This is a genomic window from Qipengyuania pelagi (assembly GCF_009827295.1).
Taxonomy (GTDB): Bacteria; Pseudomonadota; Alphaproteobacteria; order Sphingomonadales; family Sphingomonadaceae; genus Qipengyuania; species Qipengyuania pelagi.
The window spans coordinates 1,198,958-1,216,627 of record NZ_WTYD01000001.1; the positions used below are offsets into that span (position 1 = coordinate 1,198,958).

A 17,670-nucleotide genomic window follows, 5' to 3' on the forward strand; every position below is an offset into this window, starting at 1 on the left:
CCTCCGTTCCGATCCCATCCGGCTATGGCCAATCGCGCGCACCGCCGCTAAGGGCGCGAGCCATATCTAAAACCGGAGTTTACGATGGGTTTCCGCTGCGGGATCGTCGGCCTGCCGAATGTCGGCAAGTCCACCCTTTTCAACGCCCTTACCGAAACGCAGGCCGCGCAGGCCGCGAACTACCCGTTCTGCACGATCGAGCCGAATGTCGGCCAGGTCGCCGTGCCGGACGAGCGGCTGGACAAGATCGCGGCGGTCGCGAAATCGGCCAAGATCGTGCCGACCCAGCTCGCCTTCGTCGACATCGCGGGGCTGGTGAAGGGCGCGAGCAAGGGCGAAGGCCTGGGCAACCAGTTCCTCGGCAATATCCGCGAAGTCGACGCGATCGTCCACGTCCTGCGCTGCTTCGAGGATGACGACATCCAGCACGTCGCCAACAAGGTCGATCCCCTCGCCGATGCCGAGGTGGTCGAGACCGAGCTGCTGCTATCCGACATGGAAAGCCTGGAAAAGCGCGTTCCCAACGCGGAAAAGCGCGCGACGGCGGGCGACAAGGAAGCGAAGCTGATCGCCAGCGTGCTGGGCCAGGCGCTCGCCCTGCTGCGGGAAGGCAAGCCCGCCCGTCTGGTCGAACCAAACGACGAGGAGGAGGCGCGCGTCTTCGCCCAGGCGCAATTGTTGACCGCGAAGCCGGTCCTCTACGTCTGCAATGTGGCGGAGGAAGATGCGGCGACGGGCAATGCCATGTCCGCCGAAGTCTTCGCCAAGGCGGAGCGCGAGGGCGCGCAGGCGGTGGTCGTCTCCGCCGCGATCGAAGCCGAGCTGGTCGCGATGGAAGCCGAAGAGCGGCGCGAATACCTGTCCGAGCTGGGCCTCGAGGAAAGCGGCCTCTCGCGCATCATCCGCGCGGGCTACAAGCTGCTGGGTCTCAAGACCTTCTTCACCGCAGGCCCCAAGGAGGCGCGTGCCTGGACCTTCCCGGCGGGCGCCAAGGCTCCGCAGGCGGCGGGCGAGATCCATACCGATTTCGAACGCGGCTTCATCCGCGCCGAAACGATCGCCTATGACGATTACGTCACGCTGGGCGGGGAAAGCCCGGCGCGCGAGGCGGGCAAGCTGCGCCAGGAGGGCAAGGAATATCTGGTGCAGGACGGGGACGTGATGCTGTTCAAGTTCAACGTCTAGGGCCGGCACACTCGATTCCGGCTCCCCGGCACCATTCGGGCGCTCAACCGTTGGCGCGCCATGGACTTCGAACGGGGAGATAATGATGGTCGATAAATCCGAAAAATTCAGCTGGTTGGTTCGTGTGGGCTATTTCAGCCGGGCGATCCTGTATTCCGTGCTCGGCCTCATCGCGCTGACCAGCGCCAGCCGCATCGCGGACGGCACCAACGGGATTTTTCTGGCGATCGAGGATTACCCGGCGGGCAATGCGATTTTGTGGCTGATGGTCATCGGCCTGACCGCCTATGCCCTGTTCCGCTTCGCATCGACCTTCTTCGATATCGAGAACAACGGATCGGACGCGAAAGGCTGGGGCAAGCGCCTCGGCCATGCGGGTAGCGGGATTGGCCACCTCGCGCTCGCCTTTTCCGCCTTCAAATTCGCCAGTGACGAGAGCACCGGCGGAAGCAGTGGAGCCAGCAGCGGCGGCGGCGCGCAGGAGGCTGCGTCCGGCATCCTGTCGATGGATTTCGGCGGCATCGTGCTGGGGCTGCTCGGCCTCGCGTTTTTCGTGACGGCCATCTTCCAGGCGAAGAAGGGGATCACGGGCGAATTCATGCACCGCATCGCTGGCAATGCACCCGATGGGACGCGCTGGATCGGCGGCGCGGGCTATCTTGCGCGCGGCGTGGTCTATGCCGTGATTGGATGGTCGCTGTTCAAGGCCGGATTCATGAATGCCGGGACGGACCAGATCAAGACGCTGGGCGATGCGGTTGCGTCCCTGGCCGGACAGGGTTTCGTCTTCACGCTGGTGGCGATCGGACTGCTGCTGTTCGGGCTCTTCAGCCTGGTCCTTGCGCGGTATCGCATCATTCCCGAACTCGATTCGAGCAAGGGCATTCCGAAGTTCAGAGTGTAGGCGGAGTATCCTTCGCCGCGATCTTGCGGCGCGTATCCCGCACTGTGGAATACGCGCCGTAGATCACCAGAACGGCGAGGAATATCCACACCCAGACGGGGATATTGCGCCCGGCGATCGCCAGGTAGAGATAGGCCGAGACGAAGAAGAACCCGGCGACCAGCGTCGGCACCACGGTCGAGCGCCCGGCCCGCGCCCGCTTCACCAGCCATGCGATCGAAGCGAGGAAGAATGGGATCGCGCCCACATAGATTGCGCCGAAGATATACGGGTTCACCCCGTATTCGGCGCCGAGGGCGAGAAACCACTGATTGATGTCGGAGAGCATGGGCGGCGCTTACGCCGCCTTCCTGCGCCACACAATCGCGAGCCGGTTTACAGCAGCTTTTCGATATCCGTCGCGATGCTTTCGGGCCGGTCGGTCGGAGCGTAGCGTCTCACCACATTGCCCTCGCGATCGATCAGGAATTTGGTGAAATTCCACTTGATCGTCTTCGATCCGAGCAGGCCTTTCGCCTCGCCCTTCATCCAGTCGAACACCGGGCTGGCATCCGGGCCATTGACGTCGACCTTCGCCATCAGTGGGAAGGTGACGCCGAAATTGACCTTGCAGAACTGCGCGATCTCTTCCGCGTCGCCCGGTTCCTGCGCACCGAACTGGTTGCACGGGAAGCCGAGCACCTCGAAACCGCGATCGGCGAAGCGCTGCTGGAGCGCCTCCAGCCCTTCATATTGCGGCGTGAAACCGCATTTGCTCGCCGTGTTGACGACGAGCAGGACCGTCCCGAGCTTTTCAGCAAGATCCAGCGGTTCGCCGCGATTGGTGGTGACGGTGAAATCGGCGATCGTCGTCATGGAGCGTTCAGCTCTTGTGGGGATAATCATCGAGTTCGGAGAGCGCGGCGATCTCGGACGCATGGAACTTCCGGTCACCCGCTTTCTCGATATAATATTTGCTACGCTCTTCCTTGGGCAGCAGCATCATGTGACGCACCAGATCGGCGAAGGTCCCGTCGCGCAGCCCCTTGCCGTGGTCCAGCAGGCCACCACCATCGTCCACCCGATGCAGCGAGGCACGGTCGTCCCACTGGATGCCGGGGCGGTACGTCTCCTCGGCGTTGAAGGTGCTGGGGTGATCGGTCATGTCTGAGAAACTCCCTCGTTTATTCATCAACGAGCGGACGGTAATCCGGGTCCGCTAATCCAGTTTTCCATCATGTAGGCGCACCACGCGATCCATCCGGGCCGCAAGCCGCTCGTTATGCGTGGCGACGAGCGCCGCGCTGCCTTCGCCGCGCACCAGTTCGAGGAATTGTTCGAGAACCTTGTCGCTGGTCGCCTCGTCGAGATTGCCGGTCGGCTCGTCCGCCAGCACCAGCTTGGGCCGGTTGGCGAGCCCGCGTGCAACCGCGACGCGCTGCTGCTCGCCGCCCGAAAGCTGGCTGGGACGATGCTCGAGACGATGGCCAAGGCCCAGCGCGGTCAGCAGCTCTTCGGCGCGCGCCTCTGCCGCATCGCGCGGTACGTCGGCCACCAATTGCGGCAGCACCACATTCTCGCGCGCGTTGAAATCGGGCAACAGGTGGTGGAACTGATAAACGAAACCCAGGTGATCGCGGCGCAGCAGCGTGCGGGCATGGGCGTCACTCTTCTGCGCGGCGTTCCCCGCGATCGCGATCTCGCCCCCGAAGCCGCCTTCGAGCAGGCCGACAGCCTGAAGCAGCGTGGACTTGCCCGAGCCGGACGGGCCGAGCAGGGCCACGATCTCACCCGGCATCACGGCGAGATCGACGCCGCGCAGCACGTCGATCCGCACCCCGCCCTGTTCGAAGCTGCGGGTCAGGCCGCGCAGATGGAGGACGGGATCATTCATAGCGCAACACCTGGACCGGATCGGTGCTCGAAGCCTTCAAGGCCGGATAGAGCGTCGCGAGGAAGCTGAGCGCGAGCGCCAGAAGGACGATCAACGCGATCTCCACCGGATTGGCCCGCGCAGGCAGCGTCGATAGGAAGCGCACTTGCGGGTCCCACAGATCCTGCCCTGTCACCGCGCCGATGAATTCGACGATCGGCTGGCGGAAGAACAGCACCACCGCACCGAGGATCAGGCCCGCAATGGTGCCGATCGCGCCGACCGTGAACCCGGTGGTGACGAAAATCTTGAGCAGGCTCTTCCGCGTCGCCCCCATGGTGCGCATGATGGCGATATCGCGCGTCTTGGCGCGCACCAGCATGACGAGGCTCGACAGGATGTTGAACGCCGCCACCAGCACCATGAAGCTCAGCGCGAAGGCCATCGCCACGCGCTCCACCTGCAAGGCTTCGAACAGCGAGGCGTTGATGGTCTTCCAGTCCGAAACGATCGCCCTGCCCGCCAGGCTTTCCTGGACCGGGGCGAGGATCGTCTCGACCTCGTCGGGATCGGTTACCGTCACCTCGATCATGCCGACCGTGTCGCCGATCAGCAGCAGGGTCTGCGCATCGGCCATCGGCATGACGACGAAGGAACCGTCGTAATCGTAAATCCCGACCTCGAAGATCGCGCCGATCGTATAGCCGACCTGTCGCGGCACCGTTCCGAACGGAGTCGAGCGGCCCTGGGGATTGATGATCGTGATCGTATCGCCCACCGTGGCGCCGATATTCTGCGCCAGACGCGATCCGATCGCGACCGTATTGGTCCCGGCCTGAAGGCGCGCAATGTCGCCCGCCACGACCTTGCTGCCGAGTTCCGCAATATCCTGATCGGTGTTGCCGCGCACCAACACGGCCTCCACCCGGCCGTTGAAGCTGGTGAGCAGCGGCTGTTCGATCAGCGGAGAGGCATCGACGACGCCCGGCGTCGCGCGCACTTCCTCCAGCACGTTCTCCCAATCGTCCAGCCGCCCGCCATAGGCCTGTACGATGGCATGGCCGTTGAGGCCTACGATCTTGTCGAGCAGTTCGGCGCGAAAGCCGTTCATCACGCTCATCACGATCACCAGCATAGCGACCGACAGCATCACGACTCCGATCGAGATACTCGCGACCAGCGCGATAAATGCCTCGCCCTTGCCCGGAAGCAGGTAACGCTTGGCGATGGTCCATTCGAAGGGGGAAAGTAGCAAGGCGGCTCTGGTCTTGGCTGGTCAGGTCAATGGCCTCTAGGCGGCGAAAGCTGGCGAGGCAATGAATAGCGTCGGCGGGAAGGCATCGGCGTGCGCTCGCCCTTGTAATCGCCCCGCAACATCGCCATTGGCAGCGGCGAGAGGCACCCCCTTATCGGCCTGATGAAGGGCCTGCGAGGCATCCATGAACATCACCCATCCCTTCCATGACGCGGACGGCGATCACCTGCGCGAAGAATGCGGTGTGTTCGGCGCCATCAACGCAACCGACGCCGCCGCCGCGACCGCGCTGGGCCTCCACGCGCTCCAGCATCGCGGGCAGGAAGCGGCGGGGATTTGCAGCTTCGACGGGCAGGAATTCTATTCGCGCCGGGGCCTCGGCCACGTGGCCGAGAATTTCTCGAGCTCCGAAGCGATCGGCGAACTGCCCGGCTTCATGGCGGCAGGGCACGTCCGCTATTCCACCACGGGCGGATCGGGCCTGCGCAATATCCAGCCGCTCTACGCCGATCTCGCCGCGGGTGGATTCGCTGTCGCCCATAACGGCAATATCTCGAACGCGATGACGCTGCGCGCCGATCTGGTGCAGCGTGGCGCGATCTTCCAGTCGACCTCCGATACCGAGGTCATCATCCACCTCGTCGCAACCAGCCGCTACCCCACCATGGTGGACAAGCTGATCGACGCGCTGCGCCTCCTCGAAGGGGCCTATGCGCTGATCGTGATGACGCCCGAGGGGATGATCGCCTGTCGCGATCCGCTCGGCATCCGTCCCCTCGTCATGGGCAAGATCGGCGATGCGATTCTCTTCGCGAGCGAAAGCGTCGCCTTCGACGTGGTCGGCGCGGAAATGGTCCGCGAGGTCGAGCCGGGCGAACTGATCAAGGTGGATTTCGACGGCAATGTCGATTCGCTCCATCCCTTCGGCAATCACCGCCCGCGCCCGTGCATTTTCGAGCACGTCTATTTCAGCCGCCCCGACAGCTTCTTCGCCGGTCGCAGCGTGTATGAGGCGCGCAAGGCTATCGGCGCGGAACTCGCCATGGAAAAGCCGGTCGAGGCCGATCTGGTCGTGCCGGTGCCCGACAGCGGCGTGCCTGCCGCGATCGGTTATGCCCAGGCCTCGGGCATCCCGTTCGAACTCGGCATCATCCGCTCGCACTATGTCGGGCGCACCTTCATCCAGCCCAGCGACGGCGCGCGCCATGCCGGCGTCAAGCGCAAGCACAACGCCAACCGCGAATTGGTGCGCGGCAAGCGCATCGTCCTCATCGACGATTCGATTGTCCGCGGCACGACCAGCCTCTCCATCGTCGAGATGATGCGCGATGCGGGCGCGACCGAAGTTCACTTCCGCGTCGCCAGCCCGCCCACCGCGCATAGCTGTTTCTACGGCGTCGACACACCCGAACGCTCCAAGTTGCTCGCCGCGCGAATGCAGCTCGAACCGATGCGCCAGTTCATCAAAGCGGACAGCCTCGCCTTCGTATCGATCGACGGGCTCTATCGCGCCGTCGGCGAAGGACCGCGCAAATCCGCCTGTCCGCAATTCTGCGATGCGTGTTTCACGGGCGACTATCCCACCTCGCTGACCGATCTGCGCAAGCGCGAGGACGATCAGCGCCAGCTCTCGCTTCCTGTCGGAAAGGTCGCCTGATGGCCGATAAAGCTCTTGAGGGTCGCACCGTCCTCGTCACCGGATCGAGCAAGGGGATAGGCGCCGCGACGGCGAAGGCGCTCGCTGCACAGGGCGCGCATGTGATCCTGACCGGTCGCGACGTGCGCGCGCTGGAAGCGGTCGAGGATGCGATCCACGAAGCGGGCGGCGCGTCCACCATCGCGCCCGTCGACCTGACCGAGACGGACGGGATAGCCCGCCTCGCCAGTGCGATCGCGGGCCGTTGGGACACTCTTGACGGGCTGGTGATCGCCGCCGCCTATCTGCCCACGCTGACCCCGGTCACCCAGATCGACGCCAAGCAGTTCGGCCAGGCGATCACGACCAATATTCTCGCCACCCAGGCCCTGCTCGCGGCGTTCGACCCGCTGCTGAAGCGCGCCGATGCGGCCAAGGTTATTGGCCTGACCAGCAGCGTCGGCGAGACCCCGCGCGCCTATTGGTCCGCCTATGCCAGTACCAAGGCGGCTTTCGACAACCTGCTCGAAAGCTACGCGCAGGAGGTCGAAAAGGTCAGCAAGGTCTGCGTCGCGATCCTCGACCCCGGCGCCACGCGCACGTCGATGCGGGCCAAGGCCTATCCGGGCGAGGACCCCAAGACGGTCAAGGAACCGGATGTCGTGGCCGACCGGATCGTGGAGCTGATGGTTAACGGCTTCGACAGCGCCCATCGAGAGCGGGTGTCCGAACCGGATTAACCCAGTTCATTGCACCGGAATTAGCATGGCTGCGCGAATTTATCCCCCCGCGTCAAGCCAAGCAGAAAGTTCCGTCCCGTGTCTCTGGTCTCTTCCGATCGCTACGCCATCGCCGCCCAGGAAGATCGCTGCGCCCCGCGCACGCGGCTCACCATTCCCGTGCGGATGCGCGTCTCGGGCGCCAGTGCTTTCGAAACCGTGGTGCAGGACCTGTCGATCGGCGGCTTCTCCGCCGCGACGATCAGCCGGATGTATGAAGGCCAGATCTGCTGGCTGACTCTGCCGGGTCTCGAATCGCGACAGGCGCAGGTCGTGTGGTGGAATGCCTGCACGGTCGGATGCGCCTTCGATGAACTGCTCAGCCCGATCGTCCACGAAGCGATCCTCGCCCGCTACGCACGCGAGGAGTGATCGGCCCCTTCCGGCGCGGCGTCATTCCGCCGCGATTCGATCTACGAGCGCTCTGAAGGCATTGCGATTGGCGCTGCTGGTCGCGGTTGGCCAATTGCTGACCACGGCGACCACGAGGTTCTTTTCCGGCACCACCGTGATGGCTTGACCGAAGATCCCCTGCGCACCGAAGGCCCCGGGATAGGTCCACCACTGGTATCCATAGCCGAAGCCGGGCGCGTTTTCGAACGGGACGGAGGGTGCGGTGGCGCGCGCGAACCAGTCCTGCGGCACGACACCGTCACCCCCTTCAAGGACGAACTGGCCGAAGCGCGCGTAGTCGGACAGGCGCAGGGAGATGCAGCAGCCGGCGATATTGCCGCCCGTCAGGTCCTGCATCCAGAACAGTTTGCCCGCGAACCCTGCCGGACGCGCGATCTTCTCGCCCGCATAATCGGCCAGGCTGCGACCCGTCGCCTCTTCCACGATCAGGCCGAGCAGATTGGTCTCCAGAGTCTTGTAGACCCATTTCTCGCCCGCCGGGGCTTCGCGCGTCAGCGTGCGAGCATAGGTGATCGCCTGCGATTCGCCCGGCACCGGGGTGACTGCCAGCATCTTGGCGACGTCGCTGTTTGGGTCGGTATAATCCTCGTTCCATCGCACGCCCGAGGTCATCGTCGCGATCTGGCCCACGGTGACGCCGTCATACGCCGTGCCCGCCAGCGCCGGGATGATGTCGGTCACCAGCTGGTCGACACTCTCGATCGCGCCATCCGCGATGGCCGCGCCAAGGAGGGTGGAGGTGAAGCTCTTGGCGACCGAGAAGCTGGTCCAACGCTCGTCAGGCCGGAAGCCGAGCGCATATTCCTGGAACGCGACCTTGCCGTCGCGCAGCACCATCAGCCCCGCCGCATCTGTCTGCGCCATGAAGGCCCGCGCCTCAGCCATGGTCTCGGCGTCCAGCGGGGTGCCTCGCGGCAATTCGCGGACCGGACCGGTCTGCGCCGCTTCAAGGCCGGGGAAGAGGCCTTCCATCTCGCGGAAGGCGGCGGAGCGGCGCTCCGCACTCCAGAACAGGATCGAATCGGCCGGATCGAGGCTGGCCATCGTCTCGGGCACCGATTGGGTGACGATCGCGGCGGGCTCCGCCGTGTGGGCCCCCATGGTCGTGCATCCAGCCGACGCCCCTGACAGCGCCAGCGCCGCGACCCCTTTAAGAAATGCGCGCATCATTCTCTCTCCCCTTTCACCAGCGTAACCTGGTGGACATCGATCCCGCCGCCGCGAAATCCCCCTTCGCAATACATCAGGTAATAGCGCCACAGATCGCAGAACGCGCGATCGAACCCTGTCGGCAGACGCCCCTCGCGCTCGGCACGATCGAAATCCTCGCGCCATTCGCGCAGCGTTTCGGCGTAATCGATTCCGAAATCCACCTGATCGCGCCAGACGAGCCCGCGCGCTTGGGCCAGCGCGCGAAATTCGCTGGTGCGGATCAAAAGGCCGCCGGGAAAGATATAGGCCTGGATGAAATCCGCGCTCTGCGCATACGCATCGAACAGATCGTCGCGCATGGAAATATACTGGATCACCGCGCGCCCGCCCGGTTTCAGATTATGCACGATGCAGTCCAAGAAAGTGGGCCAGTATTCGCGACCCAGCGCCTCGACCATCTCGACGCTGACGATGGCGTCGAATTGCCCGGTGACATCGCGATAATCCTGCTTGCGGAAATCCGGCCCCGCATGGCGTTCGCGCGCCCAGGCGAGTTGCTCGTCCGAAAGGCTGATCGCGGTGACATCGCTGCCCCGCTTCGCCAGATCGCCAGCAAGGGCACCCCAGCCGCATCCGATCTCGAGCACGGTTTGCGCATCCCCGATCCGGCCCGACAAGGCAGCCCATTTGCGCTTCTGCGCCGCTTCCAGCGAATCTCCCGCCACGATCAGCGCGGAGGAGTAGCTCATCGTCGGATCGAGCCACGCGGCGTAGAAATCATTGCCCAGATCGTAATGGGCCGCGATGTTGCGCTGGGCGCCTTGATGCGTGTTGCGGTTCCAGAAATGGGCGAGTTTCAGCGCGTGGCGGAACGGACCCTTCGCGCGCGCGGTGTCGCCCAGCCGGGTGGCGTGCTGCATGAACAGGGCGAACAGCGGCACCGGATCGGGGCTCGCCCATTCGCCCGCTTCCCAGGCCTGATACCAGCCGACAGACCCATTGCTGGCGAGCCTGACAAGGGCGTTCCAGCTTCTGAGGTCTACATCGCATTCGAAGCCCGGCGCCCGGCCGCCCAGTATACGCCGAGATTCATCGGGGAGTGTCGCATGGAGCGCGCCGGAAACCAGCGCCGCATCGATCCGGTCGAGCACCTTTGCGAATCCCGGCGCCACCAATCGCGCCACAAGACCGGGCTTGCGCGCGAACCGCTGCGCTCCGCTCGTCAGGCGCTCGCCCCGCTGTTGTCCAGCCTGGCTGGTCGGCATATCCATCGCTGCGCCTATGACGCGCGATGGGGCCTGCGACAAGGGACCTAGTCCTTGCTCGCCCGATAGGCCTCCAGCGCCCGCTCGCGCGCTTCCTTGTGCGCAATCATCTTGACCGGGTAATCGCCACGCCTGTCGTCGGGCGGATCGTGGATGCAATAATCGTCCATATCGGCGAGTTCGGGCACGTATTCGCGGATATAGTCACCCGCGTCGAACTTCTCGCTTTGCGTAAGCGGAGCCATGATGCGGCTGAACATGTTGCTGTCCACGCCCGTGCCCGAAATCCACTGCCAGTTGACGCCGTTATTCCCGTAATCGGCATCGACAAGGCAATCCCAATACCATCTTTCGCCATAGCGCCAGTCGATCAGCAGATGTTTGACGAGGAAGCTGGCGCAGATCATGCGGACGCGGTTGTGCATCCAGCCCGTCTTCCACAACTGGCGCATCCCGGCATCGACCACCGGATAACCGGTCATCCCCCTTTGCCAGCATTCGAGATCCTCAGCGATCAGATGCCCGGCCTTCGGATTACGCCACAAGGTCCGCTCGTCGTAATCGCGATAGCTCTCGCGCGGGTAATCGGGAAACTGGTCGATCACGTTCTGGGTGTAATCGCGCCAGATCACTTCCTTGGCGAAGGTCTTCCACCCGTCGGAACGTTTGTCCTTCAGCCGGTGCCACACAGTCGCGGGGCTGATTTCGCCCCAGTGCAGGTGCGACGAAAGCCGGCTGGTATGATCGACCGAGGGGAGATTGCGCCCATCGTCGTATTTCTCGACCTCGCCTGCCCACCAGTCGAGCCGGTCGTGGGCGGCATCTTCGCCCACTTCCCAGAAATCGCGAATCCCGCCGGCCCAGTCGGGTTTGGTGGGCAGCAGATCCCAATCCTCAAGATCGTCGCTGTCAGGCCAGTCGTCCGGCGAATGGATCGTCTCGGGTTCCGGCAGGGGATCGCGCGGCGGCATCCTGTCGAGCATAGCCTTCGAGAACGGCGTGTAGATCTTGTAGGGATCGCCCGAATTGGTCGTGACGCTGCCGGGCGGAAGCAGGTAATTGCCGTCATAGAGACAGAGTTCGCACTCGTCGCCAAGCGCATCGCGCAGCTCGTCCTCGGCCTCCTTCCACCACGGTTCGTAATGGCGCATCGCATGGATCGCGGCGGCCCCTGTCTGCGCGGCGATGGCGGCGAGCACTTGCGGGGCGTCACCCTTGCGCAGCACGAGTTTCGCGCGGCGTTTGCCGAGCGATCTTCCGAAGCTTTCGAGCGAATGGTGCAGCCACCATTTGGACGCAGCCCCATAGGCATGGTCGCCGCCTCTCTCTTCGTCATAAACGAAGACGGGAATGACCGGACCCGCCTGCGCCGCCGCATGGAGCGCGGGCTGATCCTTCATGCGCAGATCGCGCCGCAACCAGACTATCTGTAGCGTGGAAATGGCGGCCCCCTCCCCTTCATTTATGGCTCAAGGGCAGAACCGCGCTAGCCGGGCGGAGGTTCCTCGCAAACGCCATCCGCGAGCGCGACCGAGAACCGCCCGCGACTACGCGGATCGTAGAAACGCGCATCGTACAGCGTGTAGGACCCGTCCTCCTCCGGCACCACGAAGGGCGTGCGCGACCAGAACAGGAAAGCTTCGACCTGCGGATCGCGCGCCCTTGCCGCTGCGAGGTCGCAGCGATCGAGAGGGATGCCGGGCAAGGCCTCACCATCGACGGCATACAGCCCGTTCCCTCCGGTAATCATCTCCCGATCCCAGGATCGCAGCGGCGGCGGGCTGGCGATCACGGTGGCATTCCCGGTCGGCCCCTCGGATGCGCCATGCTCCGCGGAGTAAGTGATCGCACTGTTGAGCCCGATATATCCGAGCCCGACCGCCAACGCGATCCGTGCCGGCCTGCGCCAATTTCCCCCGCGCTTTTCCCGCCGCAGCGAAAACCAGGTCGCAAACCCGAGCAGCAGCCACAGGAACGGGTCGATGATGAACAAAGTGTCGCCATAGAACCAGCGGCTCGAAAACGGTTCGAGCAGGCGGATGCCATAGACATTCAGCCAATCGAGCGCGGGGTGGGTCAAGCAGCCGAGCAGGCTCAGCAGATAAAGCCATTTGAAGCTGACCGGCAGCCGCCCTTCCGGCCGCTTGCCGCGTTTGCTCTGCCAGCGATCGAATCCCCACAGGATCGCGGCCAGGACCAGCGGCAGCAGCACCCAGGCGGGCGGGCCATGCGTGATCCCGCGCCGAAATCCCAGATGCTCGACCCCGTCCAGCCACAGGAAACACGCCGCATCCACATCGGGCAGGTTCGCGCCGATGATCAGCGCGGGCATGGCGAGCCCGGTCTTCCTCTTCAGCCCCGCCTGCCCGATCAGCGCGCCGACAAGCGAATGGGTGAGATTGTCCAGCGTCCTTCTCCCTCATGGCTCGACCGACACTAGGTGCATCGCCGCGCAGGGTCGCTATAGCTGCGCGAATGCGACTTTCCACTCTCAAGACATACCTCCACCGCGAACAGCGATTGCTGATCGGTCTCGGCATCGGCGGCGCCCTGGCCGCTCTCTTCATCAAGCTCGCGGGCGAGATGAGCGAGGGTGAGACCGAGGCCTTCGATATCGCCATCCTCAAGGCCCTGCGGGTGCCGGGCGACCTTTCGACGCCGATCGGCCCGGCATGGCTGCTCAATTCGATGCGTGATCTGACCGCGCTGGGCGGAGTGACCGTCCTGACACTGGTGACCCTGCTTGCGATCGCCTTCCTGCTGCTGCGCGGGCGTTGGCATCATGCGCTTTACACCGCGATGGCGATCGGCGGCGGAGCGATCATGGGCCGGATCCTCAAAGCCCTGTTTGCGCGCGAGCGGCCCGAAATCGTGCCGCATCTGGTCGAGGTGCATTCGCTCAGCTTCCCGAGCGGCCATTCGATGAACAGCGCGATCGTCTATCTGACGCTCGCCGTGCTGGTCGCGCGCGGTTACGAGGAACGCCGCACGCGCAGCTTCGTGATCGGAGCCGCCGCGTTGCTGGTGTTCGTGATCGGCGTCTCCCGCGTCTATCTCGGCGTGCATTATCCCAGCGACGTGTTGGGCGGCTGGACCGTGGGCGCCGCCTGGGCTCTGCTCACGGGCCTGATCGCGACCAATCTCCAGCAGCGCAATCGGATCGAAGGACCGGACGAGGACTCCGAGACCGTCTGACTGCCAAAGAAAAAGGGCACCGGATCGCTCCGATGCCCTCTTTGGAAATTCGTCTGACTTAGCGCTTACATGGTCGAACCACCCGGCGTGCGGGCGCTGTTGCGAGCAGTCGTGAATTCGGCGTTGCTGAGATAGCTGTTCCCGTCCTCGTCGAAATAGAAGAAGGTCTGGCCCGCTTCGTTGATCTGGTCGGTCGAGATATAGGGCTTGGTCTGGTCGTTCGCGACCGGGGTGTTCGGATTGGCACGAACCGCCCAGATCGCATATTCCGCGACCGAAAGCTGGCCATCGGAATTGCGGTCGAGATAGGCGAAATCCATCTGCGAGCGAGCAGGCAAGGCTGCGACGTCCGAACCGCCGGAATTGTCCGCCATCGCATCGTTTGAACCCGAATTGTCGGAGGTGGACGCGGACGTCCCGCCGGAGGAACCGGACATGCTGTCCGTGTTCGATGCCATGGCATCGGAATTGCCCGAAGCGGACGAACTCTCGGCCATCATGTTGTCGCGATTGGTGTCGTATTCATCGCTCACGGCCTGACGATCCATGGCATCATAGGATGCCTGCTGCGTCTCGTTCAGATCGCCGCCCACAGGCATGGCATCGTCCGCCAGGACCTCGGCATCCATATCGGGCGCGGCTTCCTGGGTGATCGGGGTCTCGTTCGGATCGTCCGAACAGGCGGCAAGCGCCAGCGCGGCTGTCGAGACGGCGAGAAATGCGAGCTTTTTCAAGGGGGGTTCTCCTGTTGACGAGCGCACCGCATATCGCGGCGCCCTTGCCCCCCTTACGAACGAGAGACACGATCGTTCATTTTCGAGACAGGATTTTCGGCGCGCGGTCCCTCAGACCGGGTCCTGCGCCGTGCCCGAAACGGTCCAGGTCTGCCCCTTGGCGAGCAGCTTGGCGAGGTTGGCTTCCTTGCCCGCGCTGGCCTGTTCGCGCTCGGCGATCACCGCGCTTTCGAAAGTCGGGCGCGGATCGTCGTAGAGGACGCCGAGCGCCATCGGGAACGGGCCGAACGGCATGTCGACCAGCATATGGGCGATCTGGCGCTTGGTGACGTCGTGAACCAGCACGCCCGCCGCTTCCCAATCGCCGTCCGCGACATCGACGACCTTCAGCTCCAGCGCGTCGCGATCGAGCGCGATGCCCTTAGTCTCGCCGGCGAACAGCATCGGCTTGCCGTCCTCCAGCCAGAGCTGGCGATCCTCCGCACCCTTCGGCGCGGCGAAATCGTCGAACACGTCCTTGTTGTAGACGATGCAGTTCTGGAAGATTTCGATGAAGGCAGCGCCCTGATGGGCGTGTGCGGCCTTCAGGACGTCGGGCAGGTGCTTCGACACATCGAACCCGCGCCCGACGAAACGCGCGCCCGCGCCCAGCGCGAAGGCGGCGGGCTTGGCCGGGTGATCCACGCTGCCAAGCGGGCTTGAGGGCGAGCGGGTGCCTTCGCGACTGGTGGGCGAGGCCTGACCCTTGGTGAGGCCGTAAATCTCGTTGTTGAACAGCATGATCTGCATGTTCACGTTGCGGCGCAGGACATGCATCAGGTGATTGCCCCCGATGCTCAACCCATCGCCGTCGCCGGTGACGAGCCAGATATCCAGCTCGGGATTGGCGAGCTTCACGCCCGTCGCCACCGCGGGCGCGCGGCCATGGATGGTGTGGAAGCCGTAGCTTTCCATGTAATAGGGGAAACGGCTCGAACATCCGATACCCGAGATGAAGACGGTCTTCGCCGGGTCCGCACCCAATTGCGGCAGCGTGCGCTGAACGGCCTTCAGGATCGCATAGTCCCCGCAACCGGGGCACCAACGGACCTCCTGGTCGGTTTCCCAGTCCTTGAGCGTGGTTTCGAACTTTACGGGAGCGTTCATTTCGCGCCTCCTTCGGGGCTCGGAAGCTGTTGATCGTTGACGTTCACCTGACCGCCCTCATTGCCGTCGATCCCGTCGAAATATTTCGCGATCGCGGCTTCGAGTTCGGCGATCTGGAAGGGCTGGCCGCTGGTCTTGGTGAGGGGCTGGGCATCGACCAGAAACTGGTCGCGCAGCACGGTCTTGAACTGGCCGGTGTTCATTTCCGGGACCAGCACATGGTCGAAACCCTTGAGCAGCTCGCCGAGATTGGCGGGCAGCGGCCAGATGTGGCGCACATGGATGTGGCTGACCGACAGGCCCTTTTCGATGCTGCGGCGCACCGCCTGATGGATCGGGCCGTAAGTGCTGCCCCAGCCCACCACGGCAAGCGTGCCGGTTTCATCGCCCAGCGCGACCTGCTGGTCTGGCACGGCGATATTCTCGACCTTGCTCTTGCGCAGATCGGTCATCCGCTGGTGATTGTCGGGCGAATAGTCGATATTGCCGGTGGTCTCGTGCTTCTCGATCCCACCGATGCGGTGGAGCAGGCCGGGCGTGCCGGGCTTGACCCAGGGCCGTGCGCCCTTCGCGTCGCGCTTGTAGGGTAGGAAATTCTCGCCATCATTCGGCGTATCGAGGAACTCAGCCGGGAACGGCGCGAAGTCCGCCGGGTCCGGCACCTTCCACGGCTCCGCGGCATTGGCGATATAGCCATCGGTCAGCAGCATCACCGGCGTCATGTATTCGACCGCGATGCGGCACGCCTCGATCGCGACTTCGAACGCGTCGGACGGGCTGCGCGCGGCGATCACCGGCATGGGCGCATCGCCATTGCGGCCATAGACCGCCTGATAGAGATCGCTCTGTTCGGTCTTGGTCGGAAGACCCGTGCTCGGCCCGCCGCGCTGCGAATTGACGATCACCAGCGGCAGTTCGGTCATGATGCCGAGCCCGATCGCCTCGGTCTTCAAGGCAATGCCCGGACCGCTCGAGCTGGTGACGCCCAACTGCCCGGCATAGCTCGCCCCGATCGCGGCGCAGATCGCGGCGATCTCGTCTTCCGCCTGGAAAGTGGTGACGCCGAATTCCTTCAGCCGCGCCAGATGGTGCAGGATCGCGCTGGCAGGCGTGATCGGATAGCCACCGAAAAACATCGGCAGTTCGGCCAATTGCGCACCCGCGACGAGGCCGAGTGACACAGCTTCGGCGCCGGTAACGGTGCGATAGAGGCCGGGTTCGCTCTCGACCGGATCGACGTGCAATTGGCGGAACACGTTGCCCTGCGGCCCGGACAGTTCCGCCGTCTCGCCATAGGCATGGCCCGCATCGAGCGCGGCGATATTCGCGTCCGCAATGTCGGGTGCCTTGGCGAATTTGGCCTTCAGCCAGTCATGGATCGGTTCGCGCGGACGATCGAACATCCACAGCGCGAGGCCGAGCGTCCACATGTTCTTGGACCGCAGCGCATCCTTGTTGCCGAGGCCGAAGGGTTTGACCGCCTCGATCGTCTTTTCGCTGATGTCGAAGGCGAGCAGGTCGAACTTGGCAAGGCTGCCATCTTCCAGCGGATTGCTGTCGTATTTCGCCTTGTCGAGATTGCGTTTGGTAAAGGCACCCGTGTCCGCGATCACCAGACCGCCGGGCTTCAGGGCGGCGAGATTGGTCTTCAGCGCAGCCGGGTTCATTGCGACGAGCACGTCCGGCGCATCGCCCGCCGTGTGGATCGCGCGGCTGCCGAAATTGATCTGGAAGGCCGACACGCCGAACAGCGTGCCCTGCGGCGCGCGGATTTCCGCCGGAAAGTCGGGGAAGGTGGCGAGGTCGTTGCCCGCCAGCGCGGTGGACAGCGTGAACTGCCCGCCGGTCAGCTGCATCCCGTCCCCGGAATCGCCCGCGAAGCGAACGACGACGGAATCCAGGCCCGCATCCGTTGCTGTCTGAATGGCGCCGTCCTGCGGCGTGGCTGCGGCGGCGTTGGCCATCCGGTGCATCCTTGCTTCATGGGCGCCATCTTGCGGCACCGGGTCTCTCGACGCCCGGCAGGGCGCCCTCTCGTGAAGGTGGCGACCTAGGTGCCGCCCCACCCTCCCGCAATCAATATTCTCTGCTAGCCAACAAATGGCGGCTGGAAAAGCGGGCCTCCTGCGCTAAGTCCCTTCGCAAGAAAGTTA

18 protein-coding genes are annotated in these 17,670 nt (G+C 64.2%); 6 read left to right on the forward strand and 12 right to left on the reverse strand.

From position 1 onward, the window contains the following. Window positions 1-84: 84 nt before the first annotated feature. Window positions 85-1,185: a redox-regulated ATPase YchF gene (gene ychF, locus GRI47_RS05845; protein ID WP_160660381.1), complete on the forward strand. Its 1,101-nt coding sequence runs from the start codon at window positions 85-87 to the stop codon at window positions 1,183-1,185. Between the two features lie 82 nt (window positions 1,186-1,267). Then, entirely contained in the window at window positions 1,268-2,089 is an 822-nt protein-coding gene (locus GRI47_RS05850; RefSeq protein ID WP_237452627.1) for a DUF1206 domain-containing protein, read from the forward strand. Here the strand turns inward: GRI47_RS05850 and GRI47_RS05855 are convergent. The 5 genes from GRI47_RS05855 to GRI47_RS05875 are packed head-to-tail and all read right to left on the reverse strand — an operon-like array spanning window position 2,079 to window position 5,196. Beyond that, window positions 2,079-2,417 carry a hypothetical protein gene (locus GRI47_RS05855; protein WP_160660382.1) on the reverse strand — a complete coding sequence of 113 codons (339 nt, stop codon included), beginning with the start codon at window positions 2,415-2,417 and terminating at the stop codon, window positions 2,079-2,081. The genes GRI47_RS05850 and GRI47_RS05855 overlap by 11 nt on opposite strands. Before the next feature lie 47 nt (window positions 2,418-2,464). Beyond that, complete coding sequence (locus GRI47_RS05860) at window positions 2,465-2,944, reverse strand: glutathione peroxidase (RefSeq protein WP_160660383.1); 480 nt, start codon at window positions 2,942-2,944, stop codon at window positions 2,465-2,467. A gap of 7 nt (window positions 2,945-2,951) precedes the next feature. Beyond that, window positions 2,952-3,233: a hypothetical protein gene (locus GRI47_RS05865; RefSeq protein ID WP_160660384.1), complete on the reverse strand. Its 282-nt coding sequence runs from the start codon at window positions 3,231-3,233 to the stop codon at window positions 2,952-2,954. A 54-nt stretch (window positions 3,234-3,287) separates the two neighbouring features. Continuing rightward, entirely contained in the window at window positions 3,288-3,962 is a 675-nt protein-coding gene (locus GRI47_RS05870; protein WP_160660385.1) for an ABC transporter ATP-binding protein, read from the reverse strand. Beyond that, window positions 3,955-5,196 (reverse strand): lipoprotein-releasing ABC transporter permease subunit, encoded by a 1,242-nt coding sequence (locus GRI47_RS05875; protein WP_160660386.1) that lies wholly within the window; start codon window positions 5,194-5,196, stop codon window positions 3,955-3,957. The genes GRI47_RS05870 and GRI47_RS05875 overlap by 8 nt, the downstream gene beginning before the upstream one ends. A gap of 184 nt (window positions 5,197-5,380) precedes the next feature. Between GRI47_RS05875 and purF the strand changes: the two genes are divergently transcribed. The 3 genes from purF to GRI47_RS05890 all read left to right on the forward strand — a co-directional run bounded on the left by purF (window position 5,381) and on the right by GRI47_RS05890 (window position 7,983). Continuing rightward, window positions 5,381-6,853, forward strand: a complete 1,473-nt coding sequence (purF, locus tag GRI47_RS05880) for an amidophosphoribosyltransferase (RefSeq protein ID WP_160660387.1) — start codon at window positions 5,381-5,383, stop codon at window positions 6,851-6,853. After that, window positions 6,853-7,572: an SDR family NAD(P)-dependent oxidoreductase gene (locus GRI47_RS05885; protein ID WP_160660388.1), complete on the forward strand. Its 720-nt coding sequence runs from the start codon at window positions 6,853-6,855 to the stop codon at window positions 7,570-7,572. The genes purF and GRI47_RS05885 overlap by 1 nt, the downstream gene beginning before the upstream one ends. 78 nt (window positions 7,573-7,650) lie before the next feature. Then, a complete protein-coding gene (locus GRI47_RS05890) occupies window positions 7,651-7,983 on the forward strand; it encodes a PilZ domain-containing protein (protein ID WP_160660389.1) in 333 nt (110 codons plus the stop codon). Between the two features lie 21 nt (window positions 7,984-8,004). Here GRI47_RS05890 and GRI47_RS05895 read toward each other — a convergent pair whose 3' ends face one another. The 4 genes from GRI47_RS05895 to GRI47_RS05910 are packed head-to-tail and all read right to left on the reverse strand — an operon-like array spanning window position 8,005 to window position 12,849. Further along, complete coding sequence (locus tag GRI47_RS05895; RefSeq protein WP_237452628.1) at window positions 8,005-9,195, reverse strand: serine hydrolase domain-containing protein; 1,191 nt, start codon at window positions 9,193-9,195, stop codon at window positions 8,005-8,007. Further along, window positions 9,192-10,448 (reverse strand): SAM-dependent methyltransferase, encoded by a 1,257-nt coding sequence (locus tag GRI47_RS05900; RefSeq protein WP_160660390.1) that lies wholly within the window; start codon window positions 10,446-10,448, stop codon window positions 9,192-9,194. The genes GRI47_RS05895 and GRI47_RS05900 overlap by 4 nt, the downstream gene beginning before the upstream one ends. Window positions 10,449-10,489: 41 nt before the next feature. Then, a complete protein-coding gene (locus GRI47_RS05905) occupies window positions 10,490-11,884 on the reverse strand; it encodes an FAD-binding domain-containing protein (RefSeq protein ID WP_160661332.1) in 1,395 nt (464 codons plus the stop codon). 44 nt (window positions 11,885-11,928) lie between these two features. After that, window positions 11,929-12,849 (reverse strand): metal-dependent hydrolase, encoded by a 921-nt coding sequence (locus GRI47_RS05910; protein WP_160661333.1) that lies wholly within the window; start codon window positions 12,847-12,849, stop codon window positions 11,929-11,931. 68 nt (window positions 12,850-12,917) lie between these two features. On the opposite strand from GRI47_RS05910, the gene GRI47_RS05915 reads away from it, so the two are divergent. Beyond that, window positions 12,918-13,637 carry a phosphatase PAP2 family protein gene (locus GRI47_RS05915; RefSeq protein WP_160660391.1) on the forward strand — a complete coding sequence of 240 codons (720 nt, stop codon included), beginning with the start codon at window positions 12,918-12,920 and terminating at the stop codon, window positions 13,635-13,637. A 65-nt stretch (window positions 13,638-13,702) separates the two neighbouring features. Here the strand turns inward: GRI47_RS05915 and GRI47_RS05920 are convergent, their stop codons facing one another. The 3 genes from GRI47_RS05920 to GRI47_RS05930 form a co-directional block, all read right to left on the reverse strand. Further along, window positions 13,703-14,371, reverse strand: a complete 669-nt coding sequence (locus tag GRI47_RS05920; protein ID WP_160660392.1) for a hypothetical protein — start codon at window positions 14,369-14,371, stop codon at window positions 13,703-13,705. A gap of 111 nt (window positions 14,372-14,482) precedes the next feature. Beyond that, a complete protein-coding gene (locus GRI47_RS05925; protein ID WP_160660393.1) occupies window positions 14,483-15,517 on the reverse strand; it encodes a 2-oxoacid:ferredoxin oxidoreductase subunit beta in 1,035 nt (344 codons plus the stop codon). Next, window positions 15,514-17,481 carry a 2-oxoacid:acceptor oxidoreductase subunit alpha gene (locus GRI47_RS05930; RefSeq protein ID WP_160660394.1) on the reverse strand — a complete coding sequence of 656 codons (1,968 nt, stop codon included), beginning with the start codon at window positions 17,479-17,481 and terminating at the stop codon, window positions 15,514-15,516. Before GRI47_RS05930 ends, GRI47_RS05925 begins: the two co-directional genes overlap by 4 nt. Window positions 17,482-17,670: the final 189 nt, after the last annotated feature.

What these genes read in the sequence shown, in the direction of transcription:
- ychF (WP_160660381.1), top strand. Translation starts at nt 85, where the DNA reads ATGGGTTTCCGCTGCGGGATCGTCGGCCTGCCGAATGTCGGCAAGTCC.
- GRI47_RS05850 (WP_237452627.1), top strand. Translation starts at nt 1,268, where the DNA reads ATGATGGTCGATAAATCCGAAAAATTCAGCTGGTTGGTTCGTGTGGGC.
- GRI47_RS05855 (WP_160660382.1), bottom strand. Translation starts at nt 2,417, where the DNA reads ATGCTCTCCGACATCAATCAGTGGTTTCTCGCCCTCGGCGCCGAATAC.
- GRI47_RS05860 (WP_160660383.1), bottom strand. Translation starts at nt 2,944, where the DNA reads ATGACGACGATCGCCGATTTCACCGTCACCACCAATCGCGGCGAACCG.
- GRI47_RS05865 (WP_160660384.1), bottom strand. Translation starts at nt 3,233, where the DNA reads ATGACCGATCACCCCAGCACCTTCAACGCCGAGGAGACGTACCGCCCC.
- GRI47_RS05870 (WP_160660385.1), bottom strand. Translation starts at nt 3,962, where the DNA reads ATGAATGATCCCGTCCTCCATCTGCGCGGCCTGACCCGCAGCTTCGAA.
- purF (WP_160660387.1), top strand. Translation starts at nt 5,381, where the DNA reads ATGAACATCACCCATCCCTTCCATGACGCGGACGGCGATCACCTGCGC.
- GRI47_RS05885 (WP_160660388.1), top strand. Translation starts at nt 6,853, where the DNA reads ATGGCCGATAAAGCTCTTGAGGGTCGCACCGTCCTCGTCACCGGATCG.
- GRI47_RS05895 (WP_237452628.1), bottom strand. Translation starts at nt 9,195, where the DNA reads ATGATGCGCGCATTTCTTAAAGGGGTCGCGGCGCTGGCGCTGTCAGGG.
- GRI47_RS05900 (WP_160660390.1), bottom strand. Translation starts at nt 10,448, where the DNA reads ATGGATATGCCGACCAGCCAGGCTGGACAACAGCGGGGCGAGCGCCTG.
- GRI47_RS05915 (WP_160660391.1), top strand. Translation starts at nt 12,918, where the DNA reads ATGCGACTTTCCACTCTCAAGACATACCTCCACCGCGAACAGCGATTG.
- GRI47_RS05925 (WP_160660393.1), bottom strand. Translation starts at nt 15,517, where the DNA reads ATGAACGCTCCCGTAAAGTTCGAAACCACGCTCAAGGACTGGGAAACC.
- GRI47_RS05930 (WP_160660394.1), bottom strand. Translation starts at nt 17,481, where the DNA reads ATGGCCAACGCCGCCGCAGCCACGCCGCAGGACGGCGCCATTCAGACA.